Consider the following 19,408-nt stretch of genomic DNA (forward strand, 5'->3'; position numbering starts at 1 on the left):
TCATGGCCCTCGATCGTGACCAGGTGCTGCGCAGCGCCGCCGCCCTGCTGACCCGTAAATCCACCGCGACCATGGACGAGGTCGCCAAGGCCGCCGGGATCAGCCGGGCCACGCTGCACCGCCACTTCGCCGGGCGCGACGCGCTCGTCCGGGCGCTGGAGGCGCTCGGCATCCAGGAGTGCGAGGCGGCCCTGGACGCGGCCCGCCTGGACGAGGGCCCGGCGGGCCAGGCCGTCCACCGGCTGATCCAGGCCATCGAGCCCTCGGCCGGCCTCCTGGCCTTCCTCTACACCGAGAACCAGCTCTTCGAGGGCGAGGAACAGAACCAGGGCTGGGCCCGCATCGACGAACGCCTCACGGCCCTGTTCCGGCGCGGTCAGGAGAGCGGCGAGTTCCGCATCGACCTCACCCCGGCCTGGCTCACCGAGGCGCTCTACGGCCTGCTGGCCTCCGGCGCCTGGGCGGTGGCGGAGGGCCGGGTGGCCGCCAAGGACTTCACCTACATGATCGTCGAGCTGCTGCTCGGCGGCGCCCGACGTACCCATGCACAACGAAGAGAGGAATCATGACCAGCACCCTGCAGCCGGCGAAGGCGACGGAGGCGGTGAAGCGCCCGGGCCGCTGGCTCGCGCTCTCCGTCCTCGTCCTGGCCGTGCTGCTGGTGGCCGTCGACGCCACCGTCCTCGGTCTGGCAACCCCGTACATCAGCGAAGACCTGGCTCCCTCCGGCACCCAGCTCCTCTGGATCGGTGACGTCTACTCCTTCGTCATCGCCGGCCTGCTCGTCTCCATGGGCAGCCTCGGCGACCGCATCGGCCGCAAGCGGATCCTGCTCGGCGGTGCCACGGCGTTCGGCGCGCTGTCCGTCCTGAACGCCTACGCGACGACTCCCGAACTGATGATCCTGGCGCGGGCCCTGCTCGGTGTCGCGGGTGCGACGCTGATGCCCGCGACCCTCGCCCTGATCCGCAACATCTTCCCCGACCCGCGCGAGCGCAGCCTTGCCGTCGGCATCTGGGGCGCGACCGCCTCCGCCGGCACGGCCGTCGGCCCGATCACCGGCGGCTTTCTCCTCGAACACTTCTGGTGGGGCTCGGTCTTCCTCATCAACCTGCCTGTGATGGCCGTCCTCGTCCTGGTCGGCATCCGCACCCTGCCCGAGTCCCGCAATCCCGACCCCGGTCCCTGGGACCTGAGCAGCGTCCTCCTGTCGCTGGTCGGTGTGATCGGCATCGTGTACGCCGTCAAGGAGGCGGCGACCCACGGCTTCACCTGGCCCACGCTCGCCGCCGGCCTGCTGGGCGCCGCCGCGCTCCACGGCTTCGTGCACCGCCAGCTCACCATGCCGGCCCCGCTGCTGGACATGCGCCTGTTCCGGCGTCGCGGCTTCAGCGGGGCGGTCCTCGCCGACCTGCTGACCGTGCTCGGCATGTCGGGGCTGGTCTTCTTCCTCTCCCAGTACCTGCAACTCGTCCAGGGCAGGCGCCCGTTCGAGGCGGGCCTGGCCGAACTGCCCGCCGCGGTCGGTGCGGTGGCGGCCGGTCTGGTCGCGGGCCGCGCGGCTCGCCGCTTCTCGGTGCGGGCGGTGGTCTCGGGCGGTCTGGCGGCCGTCGGCCTGGCCCTGGCAGCGCTGGCGGCGCTCGGCCAGTCCACCGGTTACCCGGTTCTCGGCGCCGCCCTCCTGGTCGTGGGGATCGGCGCGGGCTTCTCCTTCACGGTCACCGCGGACGTCATCCTCTCCAGCGTCCCCAAGGACCAGGCGGGCGCCGCCTCGGCGGTCTCCGAGACGGCGTACGAACTGGGCGCGGCTCTCGGCATCGCCCTGCTGGGCTCCGTCGTGACGGGTGTCTACCGTGACTTCACCGGCCCCAAGGGCACCCCGGCCGCGGCCCACGAGTCGCTGGGCGCGGCGGTCGAGGCATCGGCACACCTGCCGGCCCGCACGGCGGACGCCCTGCTGACGGCGGCACGCGAATCCTTCGTCCACGGCCTGGCCCTGGCCTCGGGCGTGGGAGCGGCGGTCCTGCTGCTGGCGTCGGTCGCGGCCTGGTTCCTGCTGAAGGGCCAGAAACTGGAAAGCGCAGGGTGAGCCACCCGGCAACGCTCCTGAACCGTCCCGAAGGTCAGCGGAGATAACCGAGCACCGTCATCATCCCGCTCTCCGAGTGGTACTGGTTGTGACAGTGCAGCATCCACAACCCGGGGTTGTCGGCGTCGAACTCGACAACCAGCTTGCGATGCGGCAGCACGATCGAGGTGTCCTTGCGGGCCCCCACCGCATCCAGCCCCGCGAGCGCGAACGTGTGGCCGTGCAGATGCAGGGGGTGCCACATGCCGGTGGCGTTGATGAGGGTGAGCCGGACGCGCTCGCCGGCCCGGACGGGATGCCGCTGCCGCACGTCAAAGGGCTTGTGGTCGAACCCCCAGTCGTACTTCTCCATGGTGCCGGTGAGCCGGATGCGGATCTCGCGGTCGGGGTCGCGGTCGGCGAGGGCGACGGAATCGGCGGGCTTGAGCCGGCGGGCGGGGACGACCCTGCCGTCGAGTTCGTCCGGGCGGACGTCCGGTGCCGGAAGGTCCTTCCCCTTGTCGGTGCGCAGAACGGCGAGCGCCGTGCCCTTCTTGCCCTCGGCGAGGGCGACGAGGGGGAAGACACCGTCCTTGGCGGTGATCAGGACGTCGTACCGCTCCGCCATCCCGATGAGCAGGGCGTCGGTCTCCTTGTGCTCCACGGGATAGCCGTCGGTGTGGGTGACGGTCATCCTGTGGTCGCCGAGCGCGACCCGGAAGGCGGTTTCCGAGCCCGCGTTGATGAGCCGCAGCCGGACCCGGTCGCCGGGGCGGCAGCGGAAGAGCGAGGGGCGGGTGCCCAGCCGCCCGTTGGCCAGGTAGTGGGGGTAGGCGACGCTGCCGCCCTCGCCGTGGAGCAGGCGGCTGTGGGAATCGTGCAGCACCCGGGACGGACCCCCCGCGCGTGTCCGGGACGACGATCCGTGCCCGCCCGCCGCTGACCGCTTCGGCGGCCTCGCGTGTCCGGTCGCCGATCCGCCGGGACTTTGGGTGCCGTGTCCGGGGCCCATGGCCATGCCCGTCATCGCGGGATCGCTCCCGCCGGGCCTGAGCTGGGCGAGCACCTCGTCCGGGGTGGAGCCGTCCACCCCGTCCACCCAGTCGTCCAGGACGACGACCCATTCCTTGTCGTAGGCGAGGGGCTCTTTGGGATCGTCGACGATGAAGGGCGCGTACAGGCCGCGGTCGGGCTGCAGACCGACGTGCGAGTGGAAGAGATATGTGCCCGGGTGGGCGGCGACGAAGCGGTAGGTGAAGTCCGCCCGGGAGGGAATGGCGTTCTGGGTCAGGTCCGGGGTGCCGTCCATGTCGCAGCGCAGACGCAGCCCGTGGGAGTGCAGTGTGGTCGTGGTGGGCAGCCGGTTGGCGAGGGTGAGGTCGAGGACGTCACCGGCGGTGACGCGGACCAGCGGGCCCGGGAGCGTCTCGTTGTACGCCCAGCTCCGGACGGACTTCCCGCCCAGGTCCAGTGTCGACTCGGCAGCAGTGAACCTGAACGTGCGTACGGGCCCGGCCCCGCGTTTGCGCTCGGCGGCAAGAACCTCCGGATCCGACGGGTTGACGTACCCCTTGGGTCCCGGTGGCACGAATCTGCCCGTCCCGTTTCCTTGTTGGGGGCGGGACGGGTGTTCGGAGCCGGAACCGGAGCAGGCCGCCAGGAGCCCCGCCCCGGCGGTGGCGATCGGAGCACGGAGCAGGGTACGCCGCGAAGGTTTCTGCATGTCTGAATAAGACATGTTGTGTGCTCATATGGCCGGTAGATTGCGGCGGAATGGCTGAAGTGTCGGAGCAGATTACACCGGCAGGCGGACGGTGGCGGTGCACCGGCCCGCTCATGTGCCGGTCCACCGGAAGGTCTAGGCGGCCTTCGCCTTGGTGGCGTACATGTCCACGTACTCCTGCCCGGACAGTCGCATGACCTCGGCCATCACGGAGTCGGTCACGGCCCGCAGCACATAGCGGTCCCGGTCCATCCCGTCGTACCGCGAGAACTCCATGGCCTCGCCGAACCGGACGGTGACCCGGCCGGGCCGCGGGATGCCACGGCCGCCCGGCTGCAGCTTGTCCGTGCCGATCATGGCGAAGGGGACCACCGGCGCACCGGTCATCAGCGTCAGCCGCGCGATACCGGTACGGCCCCGGTACAGCCGGCCGTCGGGCGAGCGCGTGCCCTCGGGGTAGATCCCGAAGATCTTCCCCTCCTCCAGGATCCGCCGCCCGGTCATCAGCGCGGCCACACCACCGCTCGCGCCGTCCCGGTCCACCGGGATCATGCCGACGCCGGTGAAGAACCAGGCCATCAGCCGGCCCTTGGCGCCCTTGCCGGTGACGTACTCGTCCTTGCCGATGAAGAACACCTGCCGCTTGGTGACAAGCGGCAGCACGATCGAGTCGATGAAGGTGAGGTGGTTCCCGGCCAGAATGACCGGGCCGTCTCCCGGAATGTGCTCCACGCCCTCCACCTGTGGGCGGAACATCAGGCGCATGATCGGTCCGAGCACTGCCTTGATGAGCGCGAAGCGGGACAACGGGTCCTCCGATGTCGAGGGGATCGATATGTGTCTGTGCAGGTGAGGACATTACTCGCGGCCCCGGGGCGGGCGCACATCGGGTGCGCCCGGTTCACCGAGGTCTTACGAAGAGTTGACGCGGGTTTACCTGCGGTGACGCGCCGGGGACGGGCCGTAACGGCCTGGTGACGGTGTGACGGAGATCGCGCGGGACGCCCCTCCAGTCCGGCGGCACGACCCCACGCGCCCGTCCGACGCCCCGCCATCACCGGCCTCCCACGCCCGCCGCACTCGGCTCCGCCCCACGCCCGCCGTTGCTCGGCTTCGCCCCGCGGCCGCCGTTGCTCGGCTTCGCCCCGCGGCCGCCGTTGCTCGGCTCCGGCCCGCGGCCGCCGCACTCGGCTTCGCCCCACGCCCGCCGTTGCTCGGCTTCGCCTCACGGCCGCCGCACTCGGCTCCGGCCCGCGGCCGCCGCACTCGGCTTCGCCCCACGCCCGCCGCACTCGGCTTCGCCCCACGCCCGCCGTTGCTCGGCTTCGCCTCACGGCCGCCGCACTCGGCTCCGGCCCGCGGCCGCCGTCACTCGCCTCCCCGGGCGGTCGTCGTCCCACCCCGACGGCCCGTCACTTCTCCCGTTCCGCCGACGGCCCGTCATGCGTGCCTCCCACAGGACACCCCGCACCACCCGCGTGTTCGAGCCCAGGACTCCCTTCGGTCATGTCCGCGCCCCTACGATCGGCCCGCACTCACGAGCGAACGGCAGGAGGGCGCTGATGGGCAGCGACCAGGCGAACGACAAGACGCAGGGCACCGGACGGCGGGCGATCCTCGGCGCGGCGGTGTTCGGCGCGAGCGGAGCGGTCCTCGGGCTGCCGGGCATGGCCGAGGCGGCCGGGGCCCGGACGGGCGGGTACGGCGGCCGGGGGCTGAAGAGCCTGCCGGTGCCCACGATCATCGGCCACCGCGGCGCGAGCGGCTACCGCCCCGAGCACACCTTCGGCTCCTACGAACTGGCCCTGGATCTGGGCGCCGACGTGGTCGAGGCCGGTGACCTGGTGCCCACCAAGGACGGTCATCTCGTCTGCCGGCACGAACCGGAGATCGGCGGCACCACGGACGTCGCCGCGCATCCCGAGTTCGCCGACCGCAAGACCACCAAGGTCCTCGACGGCGTCTCCACCACCGGCTGGTTCACCGAAGACTTCACGCTCGCCGAGCTGAAGACCCTGCGCGCCATCGAGCGCATCCCGGCCAACCGTCCGCACAACACCCTCTACAACGGGCGCTGGGAGATACCGACGTTCGAAGAGGTCCTGAAGTGGCAGGACGAGCAGACCCGCAAGCGCGGCAAGCAGGTCTTCATCTACCCCGAGACCAAGCACCCCACCTACTTCCGCAGGCTCGGGCTCGGCCTGGAGGAGCGGGTCGCGAAGCTGCTGCGCAAGTACGGCAAGGACGGCCGGAACTCGCCTGTCATCCTGCAGTCCTTCGAGCCCACCAGCATCCAGAAGCTGAACCAGCTCGTCGACAACCCGCTCGTCGTGCTGCTCTCCTCGGCCGACAGCCGCCCCTACGACTTCGTCGAGTCGGGCGACCCGCGCACCGTCGCCGACCTCATCACCCCCAAGGGCCTGCGGGAGATCGCCGGCTACGCCCAGGGTATCGGCCCGACCCTGGACCTGATCATCCCGAAGAACGCCGACGGCACCCTGGGCAAGCCGACCACCCTGGTCTCCGACGCGCACAAGGTGGGACTGATCCTTCACCCCTACACCATGCGCAACGAGAACCCCTTCCTTCCGGCCGAGTTCCGCAAGGGCAGTGCGGCCGACGCCTACGGCGACTCCTTCGGCGCGTTCAAGAGGTACTTCGCCACCGGGATCGACGGCGTCTTCACCGACAACGCCGACACCGGCGTGCTCGCCCGCGCGGACTTCCTGGCGGGCTGACCTCGTCAACCAACGGCCCTTCCCGCACCACGTTCGGGTGGCTGTGTGCCGCCCCGGCAACCTGCTCCCGGGGCGGCACGTCGTTCCGCATATGACGCACGACTTGGTGGCCGCCCTGCATCCGCTGCTCACCGCCGAGGCATCGGCCGAGGCATATGCGGCCGGGAGCGAGCCCGGCGACCTGGAGCAGGCCGTCTGGCTCCGCCTGCTGGAGCGCCTGGAGACCGACGGTCCGCCACCGGACCCGCACGGCTGGCTGCGCAAGGCGGTGCGCGCCGAGGTCCGCCGCAGCCGCCGTACCAGCCGCCGGGAACGTCCGTACGGCGCCGAGCCGGCCGACGACGCCCGCACCGACCCCGAGCAGCACGTTCTCACCACCGCCCGGCATCGCGCCCTGCGCGACGCGGTGCGCCGCCTGCCCGGCCGCTGCCCCCGGCTCATCGAGGCCCTGCTCTCCCCGAAGGACCTGACATACCGGGAGATCGCGGGGGAGTTGGGTATCTCACAGGGCAGTCTTGGTCCGGAACGCTCCAGATGTCTGGGTTGTCTGCGCCGATTGCTCACACCGGAGGTTGCTTCCCGCGAAGTGCGGGGATAGGAGTGAGGAACGACAGGTGATCAGGTGAGCGGGAGGCATGCGCACATGGGCATGAGCGTGACCATCTCGGTGGCGACCGAGCAGGACGCGGAGCAGATCTTCAGGCTCCAGTACCTGTGCTTCCAGAGCGAGGCGGCGCTGTACGGCAACTACCGCATCGACCCGCTGGTCCAGACCCTGGACTCCGTCCGCCAGGAGGTCGCCTCCGACTGCGTCTTCGTCGCCCGGCTCGGCGAGGAGGTGGTCGGCTCGGTGCGCGGCAAGGTCACCGAGGACGGCACGGCCGCCATCGGCAAGCTCTGCGTCCACCCGCGCCTCCAGGGCCACGGCATAGGCGCACGTCTGCTGCGCGCGGCCGAAGCGGCACTGGCGGAGGAGCGCGGCGCCACCCGCTTCCGCCTCTTCACCGGCCACCGCAGCGAGGGCAACCTCCGCCTGTACCGCCGCTCGGGCTACGAGACGGTGGGCCGCTCCAGGGGCGCCGACGGGGTGGAGATGATCATCCTGGAGAAGCCCGCAGGGGCTTTCGTCCAAACGGCGTGAGCCGGGGCGCCCGAAAGGGGCGCCGGGTCACTGCGCCGGCGACCGCAGAGCTCCCGCACTCGCCGGCGTTCCTCAGGCGTCCCTTTGCGCGGGTGCCTTCCGCAACCAGTACATCGCGGAGAGCGGCAGCAGCACCGGGATGAAGATGTAGCCCATCCCGTACTTCGACCACACGGTCGAGTCGGGGAACGCCGAGGGATCCACGATCGTCCACGTCCCCACGATCAGCACTCCCGCAAGCTCGGCGGCGCAGCACACCATTGCCGCCCGCCGAGCCGTCTCCCCGCCCCGGACCAGCGTGTACGTGATGAACGCGTAGACGAGCCCGGCCACGGCCGACAAGGAGTACGCCAGCGGGGCCCGATCGAACTCCGTGCTGATCTCGAACGCGGAACGCGACACCGCGCCGACCACCATCACGCCGTAGAACCAGACGAGCAGCATGCCCGGCCCGCTGATCAACCGGGTCGGCTTCTCCTCCACCGCCGTCACCTCAGCCTCCCCAGATGTCATAGAGCCGCACCTCCAGCACGGCCAGCACCACACCGCCGGCCGCCACCGTCACCGAGCCCCAACGGGTCCGCTCGGCCAGTGACATGAATCCCGCTGCCGGAACGCACGCGAACGCGCCCAGCAGATACGCCACGAAGATCGTCGTGCCCTGTTCCGGCTTCTCGCCCCGCGCCAGCTGCACGATCCCGACCACCAACTGGACCACGGCCAGCAGCGACACCACGGCCATGCCGATGAAGTGCCAGTCCTTGGTCGGCTGGTCGCGACAGGCGGCCCAGCCGCACCAGGCGGCGAGAAGCAGCGCGGCGACACCGGTCACCAGCGTCAGGGCATTGAGCATGCGGTGACCTTATTACGGCCGAAACGGGCGCCGGCCGCCGACCCCGCCCGTGGGTCATAGGGTCTAGACCACGCCGTAGGGTCCAGGCATGACGATCCACGCGCACGCCCTCCTGTTCGACAACGACGGCACCCTCGTCTCCTCCCTCGACTCCGTCGAGCGCTGCTGGACCCGCTGGACCCAGGAGTACGGGGTCACCGCCGAGGACTTCGCGCGCGTGGCCCTGCACGGCCGGCCCGCCGCCGAGATAGTCGCCGACCTGCTGCCCGCCCATCTGGTGGCGGAGGCGGTCGCACGGGTCGAGCAGCTGGAGGTGGACGACGTACCCGACGGAGGGGTACGGCTGCTGCCCGGGACCCGGGACTTCCTGGCCTCCCTGCCGGCCGACCGGTGGGCCGTCGTCACCTCCGCCACCCGGCGGCTCGCCGAGGCCCGCCTGGACGCCGTCGGCATCCTGCCCAAGACGCTGATCGCCGCCGACGACATCACGCGCGGCAAGCCCGACCCCGAGCCGTATCTGCTCGCCGCCCGGCAGCTCGGTGTCGACCCGGCCCACTGCGTCGTCTTCGAGGACGCCCCGGCCGGACTCCAGGCGGGCCGCGCCGCCGGAATGACCACCGTGGCGTTGGCCACAACCCATCGCGCCGAGGAACTCGACGCCGACCTGGTGGTCCAGGACCTGTCGGCCTTGTCGGCACTGGTCACCGACGGGGGCGTGCAGGTCTCCGTCCGCCGCTGACGCCACGTCACCGGCTGTCCGCCGCTGTCCACCATGCGGACGGCGGCGGCCGGTCAGCACCGTACGTCTGCTTTACTGATCGCATGACCACGACGAGCTGCCGCATCCTTGCGACCGAGGCGACCATGACGCCCGGTGCTCGTTGTATGTGTCGCCTGATGTGTCGAATGTGCGCCTTCTAGAGGGCCCCCGCATCAGCTGAGCCTCGCGCCCCGAAGCGAGAGCCGTGGCATGTCCGTGCGCCGCATTCCGTACGAGACGCACATCCACTCCTCATGCCTGACCGCATGCACACGTGCCCGGGCACACCCACGCCCGCGCAACTGACAGTGACGGAAATCCTGTGATCACCACCTCGGGCCTGACCAAGGTCTACCGCTCCCGCGGCCGTGAGGTACATGCCCTCGACGGCGTCGATCTCCACGTCCGCGAAGGCGAGGTCTACGGCGTCATCGGCCAGTCCGGCGCCGGCAAGTCCTCCCTCATCCGCTGCGTCAACCTGCTGGAGCGCCCCACCTCCGGCACCGTGACCGTCGCCGGACAGGACCTCACCGCCCTCGCCGGGCGCGGCCCGCGTGCCGGCAAGGAGCTGCGCCGCGCGCGCAGCCGGATCGGCATGGTCTTCCAGCACTTCAACCTGCTCTCCTCGCGCACCGTGCAGGACAACGTCGAACTGCCGCTGGAGATCCTCGGCAAGTCGGGGAAGGAACGGTCCCGCAAGGCACTCGAACTCCTCGACCTGGTCGGACTCGCCGACAAGGCCAAGGCCCACCCCGCCCAGCTCTCCGGCGGCCAGAAGCAGCGCGTCGGCATCGCCCGTGCCCTCGCCGGCGATCCCAAGGTGCTGCTCTCCGACGAGGCCACCAGCGCCCTCGACCCCGAGACCACCCGCTCCATCCTCCAGCTGCTGCGCGACCTGAACCGGCAGCTGGGCCTGACCGTCCTGCTCATCACCCATGAGATGGACGTCGTGAAGGCGGTCTGCGACTCCGCCGCCCTGATGGAGAGGGGCCGGATCGTGGAGTCCGGCACGGTCAGCGAGCTGCTGGCCACCCCCGGCTCCGAGCTGGCCGCCGCGCTGTTCCCGGTGAGCGGGGAGCGCACCGGCGCCGACCGGACCGTCATCGACGTCACCTTCCACGGTGAGGCCGCCACCCAGCCGGTCATCTCCCAGCTCGCGCGCACCTACAACATCGACATCTCGATCCTCGGCGCCGCCATCGACACCGTCGGCGGCCTCCAGATCGGCCGGATGCGCATCGAACTGCCCGGCCGCTACGAGGACAACGTGGTGCCGATCGGGTTCCTGCGCGAACAGGGCCTGCAGATCGACGTGGTGGGCCAGGAGGCCCTGCTGGTGAAGGAGGGGGCCAAGTGACCTGGTCCGAGATGCAGCCGCTGCTGTCGCAGGCGTGTACCGAGACCTTCCGGATGGTTCTCTGGTCCACCCTGATCGCCGTCGCCGTGGGCCTCCCGCTCGGCCTCCTCCTCGTCCTCACGGACCGGGGCGGCCTGCTGCAGAACGTCCTCGCCAACAAGGTGATCGGCCAGATCGTGAACATCGGCCGGTCCATGCCGTTCATCATCCTGATGGTCGCCCTGATGACCTTCACCCGCTGGGTCACCGGGACGACGATCGGTACGACCGCCGCGATCGTGCCGCTCGCCATCGGCGGCATCCCGTTCTTCGCCCGCCTGGTCGAGACGGCCGTCCGCGAAGTGGACAACGGTCTCGTCGAGGCCGTGCAGTCGATGGGCGGCAACACCTGGACGATCGTCCGCAAGGTGCTCGTCCCCGAGGCGCTGCCCTCGCTGATCGCCTCCACCACCACCACGATCATCGCCCTCATCGGCTACTCCGCCATGGCCGGCACGGTCGGCGGCGGCGGTCTCGGCGACCTCGCCGTCCGCTACGGCTACCAGCGCTTCGAGACCCAGCTGATGTGGATCACCGTCGCGATCCTCGCCGTCGTCATCTCCCTCATCCAGTTCGCCGGCGACTTCGCCGCCCGCTCCCTGCACAGCCGCGGCGGCCGCTCCGGCCCGGCGCCCAAGCTCCGCCTGCTCAAGGCCCAGGAGCCGGCCGCGGCCGACGTCAGCAAGGTCGCCTGAGCCTGTTACGGCACCCCCGAGACTCCCCGTTCACCCATACACGGGGTCGCACCACCCTTAAGGAAAGGCACTTTTCGTGCGTAACACCGCCAAGTTCACCACCGCCGTCCTCGCCGCCGGAGCCCTCACCTTCGGGCTGACCGCCTGCGGCTCCGGCAAGGACTCCTCCTCCGACTACAGCGGCCCGCTGGTCGTCGCCGCCAGCCCGACCCCGCACGCCGAGATCCTGAACTTCGTCAAGAAGAACCTGGCGAAGAAGGCGGGCCTCGACCTGGAGGTCAAGGAGTTCTCCGACTACATCACGCCGAACACGGCGACCGAGGACGGCTCGGTGGACGCCAACTACTTCCAGAACCAGCCGTACCTGGACGACTTCAACAGCAAGCACGGCACCCACATCGTGCCCGTCGCCACGGTGCACCTGGAGCCACTCGGCCTGTACTCCCACAAGGTCAAGAAGGCCGACGCGCTGAAGAGCGGTGCGACCATCGCCATCCCGAACGACGCCGTCAACGAGGCCCGTGCCCTCAAGCTGCTCGCCGCCAACGGGCTCATCACCCTCAAGCCCGGCGCCGGCAACGAGGCCACCGCGCAGGACATCGCCAAGAACCCCAAGAACCTCAAGTTCAAGGAGGTCGAGGCGGCCCAGACCCCGCGCTCCCTGGAGGACGTGGACGCCGCGGTCGTGAACGGCAACTACGCCATCTCCGCCGGCCTGAAGCCCGCTGAGAACGCGGTCGTCCTGGAGTCCGCCAAGAACAACCCGTACGCCAACTTCCTCGCCGTGAAGAAGGGCAACGAGAAGGACCCGCGGGTGAAGAAGCTCGCCAAGCTGCTCGTCTCGCCCGAGGTCAAGAAGTTCATCGAGGACAAGTACCAGGGCTCGGTCATCCCGTCCTTCTGACGCCGACGGCACGTATACGGCGTTTCGCCACGCACGGGGTCCACTCCCTCACCGGGTGTGGACCCCGTCGTGCGGTTCAGTGGTTTCATGCTGCATGCTGGGCAGTTCGCAGGCCCTGAAGATTTACCAAGTTACGGAGCGGCGCATGACTGGCACCTTTCCCAACGTCTCCATCAGCACGGAGCGGTTGGTGCTGCGCCCCCTCGAGGACTCCGACATCGAGGCCTTCGCCGAGATGATGAACGACGAACTGGTCACCGCCTGGACCTCCGTCCCCCAGCCCTACACCCAGGCCGACGCCCGGCACTGGGTCACCGAACTCGCCCCGGCCGAACGCACCGAGGGCCGCGGCATCGTGTTCGCCGTCGACGAGTTCCTCACCCAGCGCCTCGTCGGCATCGTCCATCTGCAGAACACCGACTGGCGGGTGCGTTCGGCGGAGATCGCCTACGTCATCGCGCCGTGGGCCCGCGGCGAGGGCTATGCCTCCGAGGCCGCTCTTGCGACCGCGCAGTGGCTGTTCCACGACCAGAAATTCGAACGCCTGGAGCTGCGCACCGCCGCCGACAACACCGCCTCCCAGCAGGTCGCCCAGAAGATCGGCTGCATCAGCGAGGGCGTCCTGCGCGGCGCCTGGATAGCGCGCAGCAGGACCGGCGACGGCACGTGGGCGGATGTCCGCACCGACGTCATTGTCTGGAGCCTGCTGCCCGAGGACCTGGCCGACACGAGCGGTTTCACGTCCTACTCGGACTGGAACTGAGCCCTCCGCGCCTCACCAGGTACCCTCACGGAGTCCCCACATGGGCCCCATCCCCCTGACGACCTGCGAAGACCTGGAGAGACGACGATGGCCGACCGGGTCACGGTGATCGGCTGGGACGGCTCGCCGCTGACCGACGCGGCACGCGCCGCCCTGGGCGCCGCCACGCTCGTGGCGGGCGCGGCCCACCATCTGGCACTGCCCGAGGTCCCGCCCGCCGCCGAACGCGTCCGTCTGGGCAGCGTCGCGCTCGCCGCGCGCCGGATCGCCGCCCACCGCGGCACAGCGGTGGTGTTCGCCGACGGCGACCCCGGCTTCTTCGGCGTAGTCCGCACCCTGCGCGCACCGGAGTTCGGCCTGGAGGTCGAGGTCGTCCCCGCCGTCTCCTCCGTGGCCGCCGCCTTCGCCCGCGCCGGCATGCCCTGGGACGACGCCCAGGTGGTCGTCGCCCACCCGCGCACCCTGCGCCGGGCCGTGAACGTCTGCCGCGCCCACACCAAGGTCGCTGTCCTCACCGCACCGGGTGCCGGACCCGCCGAACTCGGGCTGCTGCTGGAGGGCGTGCACCGGACCTTCGTCATCTGCGAGGAACTGGGCACCGAACGCGAGCAGGTCACCGTCGTCACCTCCGACAAGGCCCCCGACCACACCTGGCGCGACCCCAACGTCGTCATCGTCATCGGCGGCCCGGTCGGCGCGGGCGAGGGCGGCGGCTGGATCGCCGGGCGCGACCCCGGCACCGGACCGCGCGGCTGGGTGCAGCCCGACGAGACCTACGGCGACGGACCCGGCAGCCGCCTCGGCGAGGGCGAGACGGAACTGCTGCGCGCCGCCCAACTGGCCCGCCTCGGCCCCCGCGTCGGCGACCTCGTCTGGGACATCGGCTGCGGCTCCGGCGCGTTCGCCGCCGAAGCCGCGCGCGCCGGGGCTGCCGTCATCGCCGTCGACCGGGATCCGCGGGCCTGCGCCCGGACCGAGGCGGCCGCGCGGTGGTTCGGCGTACAGCTCCACGTGGTCCAGGGCACCGCGCCGCATGTGCTGGAGAACCTGCCCGAGCCGGACGTCGTCCGGGTGGGCGGCGGGGGAGCGGCCGTCGTCTCCGCGGTCGCCGACCGGCGCCCGCAACGCATCGTCACCCACGCGGCGACCCGTGACGCGGCCGAACTGGTCGGCCGCGACCTGACCGAGCACGGATACCGCGTCGGGTGCGCCCTGCTGCAGTCCGTCGAACTCGACACCCGCGCCTGGACCGAGACCGAGCGGAGCGTCGCGTTCCTGCTCACAGGAGAATTGCCGCGGCGCGAAGCGCCTCGTTGAGGGCTGGTGGTCGGGCGACGGGCGGGCCTTCCCGATCGCGCCCCGTGATCGTGTTGTCGTACCGCGCGCGGTAGGCTGGCCGATCGTTGTGCCACACCGGGCGGCCCGGAAGTTCGTTCGCCAATGTCCGGAAAGCGCGCCCGTTTTGGGGTCGGTGTGGTACTGCGGAACCGGAGGACGCGCAACGTGGCGCAGTCCACAGCGGACTGTCGCGGATCATGCTGTCGCGACGGCGGAACGGCCGGGACAATGCCACTGAATGGCTTTGTCGCCTTTTCCGGCGGGTCGTTCGTGCCGCTGGGCACGGACGCTCGTTCTTCACTACGGGCGGTCGGTGCGCCGTTCCGGGTGAGCTGGTCGTAGGAGCACTAACCGATGGGCGAGGGGTACGCATGACCGACACCGGCCAGGTCCCGGCCGAGGGGCAGCCGGAGAGCGCAGGCATGGTGGAGCAGCCGGGCGTTGCCGCGCACGGTGCGTACACCTACCTCTCCGAGGCACCCGCCGAGGACGAAGACCTGCTGCTGCCGGGTGCCCAGGGCGCGTGGGGCAACGAGGTGCCGCCACCCGCTCCGGAACCGGTCCTGGAGGCCGTCCACGAGCCGGGTCCGCACGAGACGGCCGGCCGGGACAGCGGCTCCGTCGACCTCAGCGGCGTCCGCCTGCCGAACCCGGCCCCGGTGTCCGTGCCGCCGTCGCCCATCCTCTCGGCCCCGCAGGATCCGCAGGGCGCGCCGCAGGCGCCGCGCCGTCCGCTGCACCTCGGCCCGCCGATTCCCGATGCCTCCGCCAGCCCGGTCCGCTCCCTCGCCGACCGCGGCCCGGCCGGAGCACCGGTACGGCAGCCCGGTCCGCCGCCGGCCGGACCCGAGTACCTCGACGCCCAGCCGCTGCAGGACATGGCCCCGCAGAGCGCCGCCCCGTGGGGCGCGGCGCCTGCCGCCCCCGCCGTGGCTCAGGTCGGCACGCGGGCAGCGGCTGCCGAAACGGTTGACCCGGCCGCCGTCCCCGCGGACGCCGCCGCCCGGGCCGAACCGTCCGACGCCGCCCAGGCCACCGTCGCCCGCCTCGCGAACCAGGCGGCCGGGCAGGCACCTGGCGCCGCGCAGATGGTGCACAGCCACGACGGCGTGTACACCGCTCCGGCGGGGGCGCCTGCCGGGGCGTCTCCCGAGGGCGTCGAGCCGTTCGCCGCGGAGCAGGGGCCGGAGGGTGTCCACCAGGCCTCGCAGGCCCCTGCCGAGGGCAGCGGCCAGGACACGCCCGGCGTACAGCGCGTCGACGGTACGGCCGCCGCGGCCGGTGCTGTTCCCGCCGACAGCGGTGCCGCCGGTGACGGCGGGCCTGCGGCCGGGCCGGACGCCGCCCCCGCCCAGGAGGCGCCGGCGCATCCGGGCGAGCAGGGTGTCGCCTCCAGCGGGCAGCCGGAGTCCCAGGCGGTGCCGGGTCAGGCACCGGCGGACGTACAGGCCGACTCCGCCACCGAGGCACCCGCCGCCGCCCAGCCGTCCGGAGCCGCTCAGCCGGCGGAGGGTGCCCAGACGGGCGAGGCCGAGGCGTCGTACGGGAGTGGTCAGCCGGGCCAGGTCGTGGAGCAGGGCGAGGCCGTTCAGCCGGGCGCGGACGTGCAGTCGGCCGGGGCCGTGCAGCCGGGCCAGGCCGAGCAGCAGGGCCAGGCCGTGCAGCCGTCCGAGGTCGTTCAGCCGGGCGGGGATGCTCAGCCGGGCCAGGTCGTGGAGCAGGGCGAGGCCGTGCAGCCGGGCGAGGCCGCGCAGCCGTCCGAGGCCGTTCAGCCGGGTGAGGACGTGCAGCCGTCCGAGGTCGTTCAGCCGGGCGGGGATGCTCAGCCGGGTCAGGTCGTGGAGCAGGGCGAGGTCGTTCAGCCGGGCGGGGATGCTCAGCCGGGTCAGGTCGTAGTGCAGGGCGAGGTCGTTCAGCCGGGCGAGGACGCGCCGTCGGCCGGGGCCGAGCAGCAGGGCCAGGCCCCACAGTCGGCGGAGGCGGCTCAGCCGTCCGGAGCCGCTCAGCCTTCCGAGGCTGCTCAGCCGTCCGAAATCGCTCAGCTCGGCGAGGGCGGGAATGTGCCGCAGGCGCAGGTCGCTGCTGACGCCGGGCAGGCCGGTACGGCGGCCGGTGGTGTCGTCGAGGGCGTGAGCACCGCCCCCGCACCGGAGACGCCGGACGCGGTGCAGGTCGCGCCGGAGACGGTCGCGGCCCAGGCCCAGGCCGAGGCCGCCGCTCCCGCGCAGGCCGATCCGAACAACCCCGTCGCCGTGGAGCCGCAGCCGGGCGTGGTCGAGGCCCAGCCCGCCGCTGCCCACCCCGCGCCCGCCGCCGGAGCCGTACCGGCCCCCGAGCCGGTAGCCGCGCCCGAGTCCGGTACCCCGGCCTCCGCGCCGGAGGCGGCGGAACCCCAGACGCCCGCTGCCGCCCAGGCCCAGAACGCTGCCGCCCAGGCCCAGAACGCCGTACCGGTCCCGGCCGCCGCCGACGGTGTCGCCGTATCCGAACCGCAGCCCCACCCGGCTCAGGGCCCGCAGCTGGCCGGCCCGGCAGCGACCGCGGCGCCCTCGGCCGAGGCCCTGCCCGGAGCCCCGCAGGGCCCGGCCACCGTCACGCCGCCTGCCCAGCCGCAGCCGGCCGCCCAGGACGCCGTCCACCAGGTCGCCGCCGCGGCGGCCCCCGTCACCGGACCCGGCGCCCCCGCCGGCCCGCAGACACAGTCCGCCGAGGCCGCCCCGGCCACTGCCGAGGCCGAGCCCACGCCGGCCGACCCCGCCGACGGTTCCGCCGCGCACGCGACGACGCCCGGGCAGGCCGCCGCCGACCGGACCGACCAGGCCGGGCCACTGTCGTCCGACGTTCCGCAGGAACCGCTCGGGCAGTTCGTGCCGGTCGAGGGCCAGGTGCCCACCACCCCGCACCTGGCGCCCACCCCGCCGCAGCCCCTGGTCCTGCCCAGGGAGGGCGCCCAGGAGCCGGTGGCCACGGTGCCGGCCCCGCGCGAGGGCGAGCCGGCCACCGTACCGGCGGCTTCGCACCCGGAGCAGACCCCCGATGTCGTACAGAGCGCGGAAGACCTGCCGACCGCGCCCGACGACCAGGAAGAAGAGAGCACGGCCGAGATGGGCGAAGCACCACGGTCCACCGGTCCCGCCGCGCCCGGCTACGCCGACGCAGAGCGTGAGGCCGTCCTGAAGGTCATGCGCGAGCGCCGTGACATCCGCAACGGCTTCCGCAGCGACCCCATCCCGCACGAGGTGCTGCTGCGCGTCCTGGAGGCCGCCCACACGGCGCCCTCCGTGGGCCACTCGCAGCCCTGGGACTTCGTCGTCATCCGCTCCGCCGAGACCCGGCGGACGATGCACGAACTGGCGATGCGGCAGCGCGAGGCGTACGCCAAGTCGCTGCCGAAGGGCCGGGCCAAGCAGTTCAAGGAACTGAAGATCGAGGCCATCCTCGACACCCCGGTCAACATCGTCGTCACCGCCGACCCCACCCGCGGCGGCCGGCACACCCTCGGCCGTCACACCCAGCCGCAGATGGCGCCCTACTCCTCGGCGCTCGCGGTGGAGAACCTCTGGCTCGCCGCCCGCGCCGAAGGCCTCGGCGTCGGCTGGGTCAGCTTCTTCGACGAGCGGGAGATGGTCCGGGCGCTCGGCCTGCCCGAGCACCTGGAGGTCGTCGCCTACCTGTGTGTCGGGTACGTCGACGAGTTCCCGGACGAGCCCGAGCTGATGCAGGCCGGCTGGTCCAAGCGACGCCCCCTGTCCTGGGTGGTGCACGAGGAGACGTACGGCCGCCGCGCCCTGCCCGGAGAGGAACCCCACGACCTGCTTGCCGAGACCGTCGCACAGATCCGCCCGCTCGACGCCAAGGCGCTCGGTGAGGCATGGGAGCGCCAGAAGCGCATGACCAAGCCGGCCGGCGCGCTCGGCATGCTGGAGATCATCTCCGCACAGCTGTCCGGGCTGTCCCGGCAGTGCCCGCCGCCGATCCCGGAGCCCGCAGCCGTCGCCATCTTCGCCGGCGACCACGGCGTGCACGCCCAGGGCGTCACCCCCTGGCCGCAGGAGGTCACCGCCCAGATGGTGGCCAACTTCCTCGGCGGCGGAGCGGTCTGCAACGCCTTCGCGGGCCAGGTCGGCGCCGAGGTGTGCGTCGTGGACGTCGGCGTCGCCGCCGACCTCCCGGCCACCCCCGGCCTGCTGCCGCGCAAGATCCGCGGTGGCACGTCCGACATGACGACCGGCCCCGCGATGACCCGCGAGGAGGCCAAGCAGGCCATCGAGGTGGGCATCGAGACCGCCCGCGACCTGGTGGCGGCCGGCAACAAGGCGCTGCTCACCGGAGAGATGGGCATCGCCAACACCACGGCGTCCGCCGCGCTGATCTCCGTCTTCACGGGCGCCGACCCGGCGGAGGTCACCGGCCGCGGCACCGGCATCAACGACGAGACCCTGGCCCGCAAGACCGAGGTCGTCCGGCGCGCCCTGGACCTCCACCAGCCGGACCCGGCCGACCCCATCGGTGTCCTCGCCGCGATCGGCGGCTTCGAGCACGCGGCCATGGTCGGCCTGCTCCTCGGCGGCGCCTCGCTGCGTACGCCGGTGATCCTGGACGGCGTCAGCGCCGGTGCCGCGGCCCTGGTCGCCCGCGCGATCGCCCCCGAGGTCCTGGCGGCGTGCATCGCCGGCCACCGCAGCGCCGAGCCCGGCCACGTGGCCGCCCTCAACAAGCTGGGCCTGCGCCCCCTGGTCGACCTCGACCTCCGCCTGGGCGAGGGCACGGGCGCGCTGCTGGCGCTTCCCCTGGTGCAGAGCACGGCACGGGCGATGCACGAGGTGGCCACGTTCGATTCGGCGGGGGTCACGGAGAAGTAGGGCTCTCCGGGACGACGGTTCCGGGTGCCTCTGCCAACGCCGCGGGTGGTTGTGGGCAGTCGTTCGCCACGGCGGAACGGGTGGTCACAACCACCCACCCGGCCGCACCCGGCGACGATGCCCAGCCACCGGACACCTGACCCGCTTTCACCGCCACCACCGTAAAA

General features: G+C 72.0%; 16 protein-coding genes. 12 read left to right on the top strand and 4 right to left on the bottom strand.

Features of this window, described 5'->3' with window-relative positions:
• Nucleotides 1–2 precede the first annotated feature (2 nt).
• Nucleotides 3–569 (top strand): TetR/AcrR family transcriptional regulator, encoded by a 567-nt coding sequence (locus ACIGXP_RS23700; protein WP_399771245.1) that lies wholly within the window; start codon nucleotides 3–5, stop codon nucleotides 567–569.
• A complete protein-coding gene (locus tag ACIGXP_RS23705) occupies nucleotides 566–2,089 on the top strand; it encodes an MFS transporter (RefSeq protein ID WP_399771247.1) in 1,524 nt (507 codons plus the stop codon). The genes ACIGXP_RS23700 and ACIGXP_RS23705 overlap by 4 nt, the downstream gene beginning before the upstream one ends.
• Before the next feature lie 34 nt (nucleotides 2,090–2,123).
• On the opposite strand, the gene ACIGXP_RS23710 is transcribed toward ACIGXP_RS23705, so the two are convergent.
• Both ACIGXP_RS23710 and ACIGXP_RS23715 read right to left on the bottom strand, forming a co-directional pair.
• Nucleotides 2,124–3,791, bottom strand: coding sequence for a multicopper oxidase family protein (locus tag ACIGXP_RS23710; protein WP_399771250.1), 1,668 nt, complete (start codon nucleotides 3,789–3,791; stop codon nucleotides 2,124–2,126).
• 135 nt (nucleotides 3,792–3,926) lie between these two features.
• Nucleotides 3,927–4,598, bottom strand: a complete 672-nt coding sequence (locus tag ACIGXP_RS23715) for a lysophospholipid acyltransferase family protein (protein ID WP_399771252.1) — start codon at nucleotides 4,596–4,598, stop codon at nucleotides 3,927–3,929.
• Between the two features lie 755 nt (nucleotides 4,599–5,353).
• On the opposite strand from ACIGXP_RS23715, the gene ACIGXP_RS23720 reads away from it, so the two are divergent.
• From ACIGXP_RS23720 to ACIGXP_RS23730, 3 genes are all read left to right on the top strand, one after another.
• Nucleotides 5,354–6,529 carry a glycerophosphodiester phosphodiesterase gene (locus tag ACIGXP_RS23720; protein ID WP_399771256.1) on the top strand — a complete coding sequence of 392 codons (1,176 nt, stop codon included), beginning with the start codon at nucleotides 5,354–5,356 and terminating at the stop codon, nucleotides 6,527–6,529.
• A 91-nt stretch (nucleotides 6,530–6,620) separates the two neighbouring features.
• A complete protein-coding gene (locus ACIGXP_RS23725) occupies nucleotides 6,621–7,127 on the top strand; it encodes a sigma-70 family RNA polymerase sigma factor (RefSeq protein WP_363215941.1) in 507 nt (168 codons plus the stop codon).
• A 45-nt stretch (nucleotides 7,128–7,172) separates the two neighbouring features.
• Nucleotides 7,173–7,670 (top strand): GNAT family N-acetyltransferase, encoded by a 498-nt coding sequence (locus ACIGXP_RS23730; protein WP_399771580.1) that lies wholly within the window; start codon nucleotides 7,173–7,175, stop codon nucleotides 7,668–7,670.
• A gap of 72 nt (nucleotides 7,671–7,742) precedes the next feature.
• On the opposite strand, the gene ACIGXP_RS23735 is transcribed toward ACIGXP_RS23730, so the two are convergent.
• Both ACIGXP_RS23735 and ACIGXP_RS23740 read right to left on the bottom strand, forming a co-directional pair.
• Complete coding sequence (locus ACIGXP_RS23735; protein WP_399771257.1) at nucleotides 7,743–8,183, bottom strand: hypothetical protein; 441 nt, start codon at nucleotides 8,181–8,183, stop codon at nucleotides 7,743–7,745.
• Nucleotides 8,164–8,523, bottom strand: coding sequence for a hypothetical protein (locus ACIGXP_RS23740; protein ID WP_399771259.1), 360 nt, complete (start codon nucleotides 8,521–8,523; stop codon nucleotides 8,164–8,166). Before ACIGXP_RS23740 ends, ACIGXP_RS23735 begins: the two co-directional genes overlap by 20 nt.
• Nucleotides 8,524–8,611: 88 nt before the next feature.
• Between ACIGXP_RS23740 and ACIGXP_RS23745 the strand changes: the two genes are divergently transcribed.
• The 7 genes from ACIGXP_RS23745 (at nucleotide 8,612) to cobT (ending at nucleotide 19,241) form a co-directional block, all read left to right on the top strand.
• Nucleotides 8,612–9,262 (top strand): HAD family hydrolase, encoded by a 651-nt coding sequence (locus ACIGXP_RS23745; RefSeq protein ID WP_399771262.1) that lies wholly within the window; start codon nucleotides 8,612–8,614, stop codon nucleotides 9,260–9,262.
• Nucleotides 9,263–9,605: 343 nt separating this feature from the next.
• Nucleotides 9,606–10,640, top strand: a complete 1,035-nt coding sequence (locus ACIGXP_RS23750; protein WP_363215936.1) for an ATP-binding cassette domain-containing protein — start codon at nucleotides 9,606–9,608, stop codon at nucleotides 10,638–10,640.
• Nucleotides 10,637–11,374 (top strand): methionine ABC transporter permease, encoded by a 738-nt coding sequence (locus ACIGXP_RS23755; RefSeq protein WP_399771265.1) that lies wholly within the window; start codon nucleotides 10,637–10,639, stop codon nucleotides 11,372–11,374. The genes ACIGXP_RS23750 and ACIGXP_RS23755 overlap by 4 nt, the downstream gene beginning before the upstream one ends.
• 76 nt (nucleotides 11,375–11,450) lie before the next feature.
• Entirely contained in the window at nucleotides 11,451–12,278 is an 828-nt protein-coding gene (locus tag ACIGXP_RS23760) for a MetQ/NlpA family ABC transporter substrate-binding protein (protein WP_363215934.1), read from the top strand.
• A 145-nt stretch (nucleotides 12,279–12,423) separates the two neighbouring features.
• Nucleotides 12,424–13,041: a GNAT family N-acetyltransferase gene (locus tag ACIGXP_RS23765; protein WP_363215933.1), complete on the top strand. Its 618-nt coding sequence runs from the start codon at nucleotides 12,424–12,426 to the stop codon at nucleotides 13,039–13,041.
• 87 nt (nucleotides 13,042–13,128) lie between these two features.
• Complete coding sequence (cbiE, locus tag ACIGXP_RS23770; RefSeq protein ID WP_399771269.1) at nucleotides 13,129–14,358, top strand: precorrin-6y C5,15-methyltransferase (decarboxylating) subunit CbiE; 1,230 nt, start codon at nucleotides 13,129–13,131, stop codon at nucleotides 14,356–14,358.
• Between the two features lie 392 nt (nucleotides 14,359–14,750).
• Nucleotides 14,751–19,241: a nicotinate-nucleotide--dimethylbenzimidazole phosphoribosyltransferase gene (gene cobT, locus ACIGXP_RS23775; RefSeq protein ID WP_399771271.1), complete on the top strand. Its 4,491-nt coding sequence runs from the start codon at nucleotides 14,751–14,753 to the stop codon at nucleotides 19,239–19,241.
• Nucleotides 19,242–19,408 lie beyond the last annotated feature (167 nt).

This window comes from Streptomyces sp. NPDC053069 (assembly GCF_044546895.1).
Classification (GTDB): domain Bacteria; phylum Actinomycetota; class Actinomycetes; order Streptomycetales; family Streptomycetaceae; genus Streptomyces.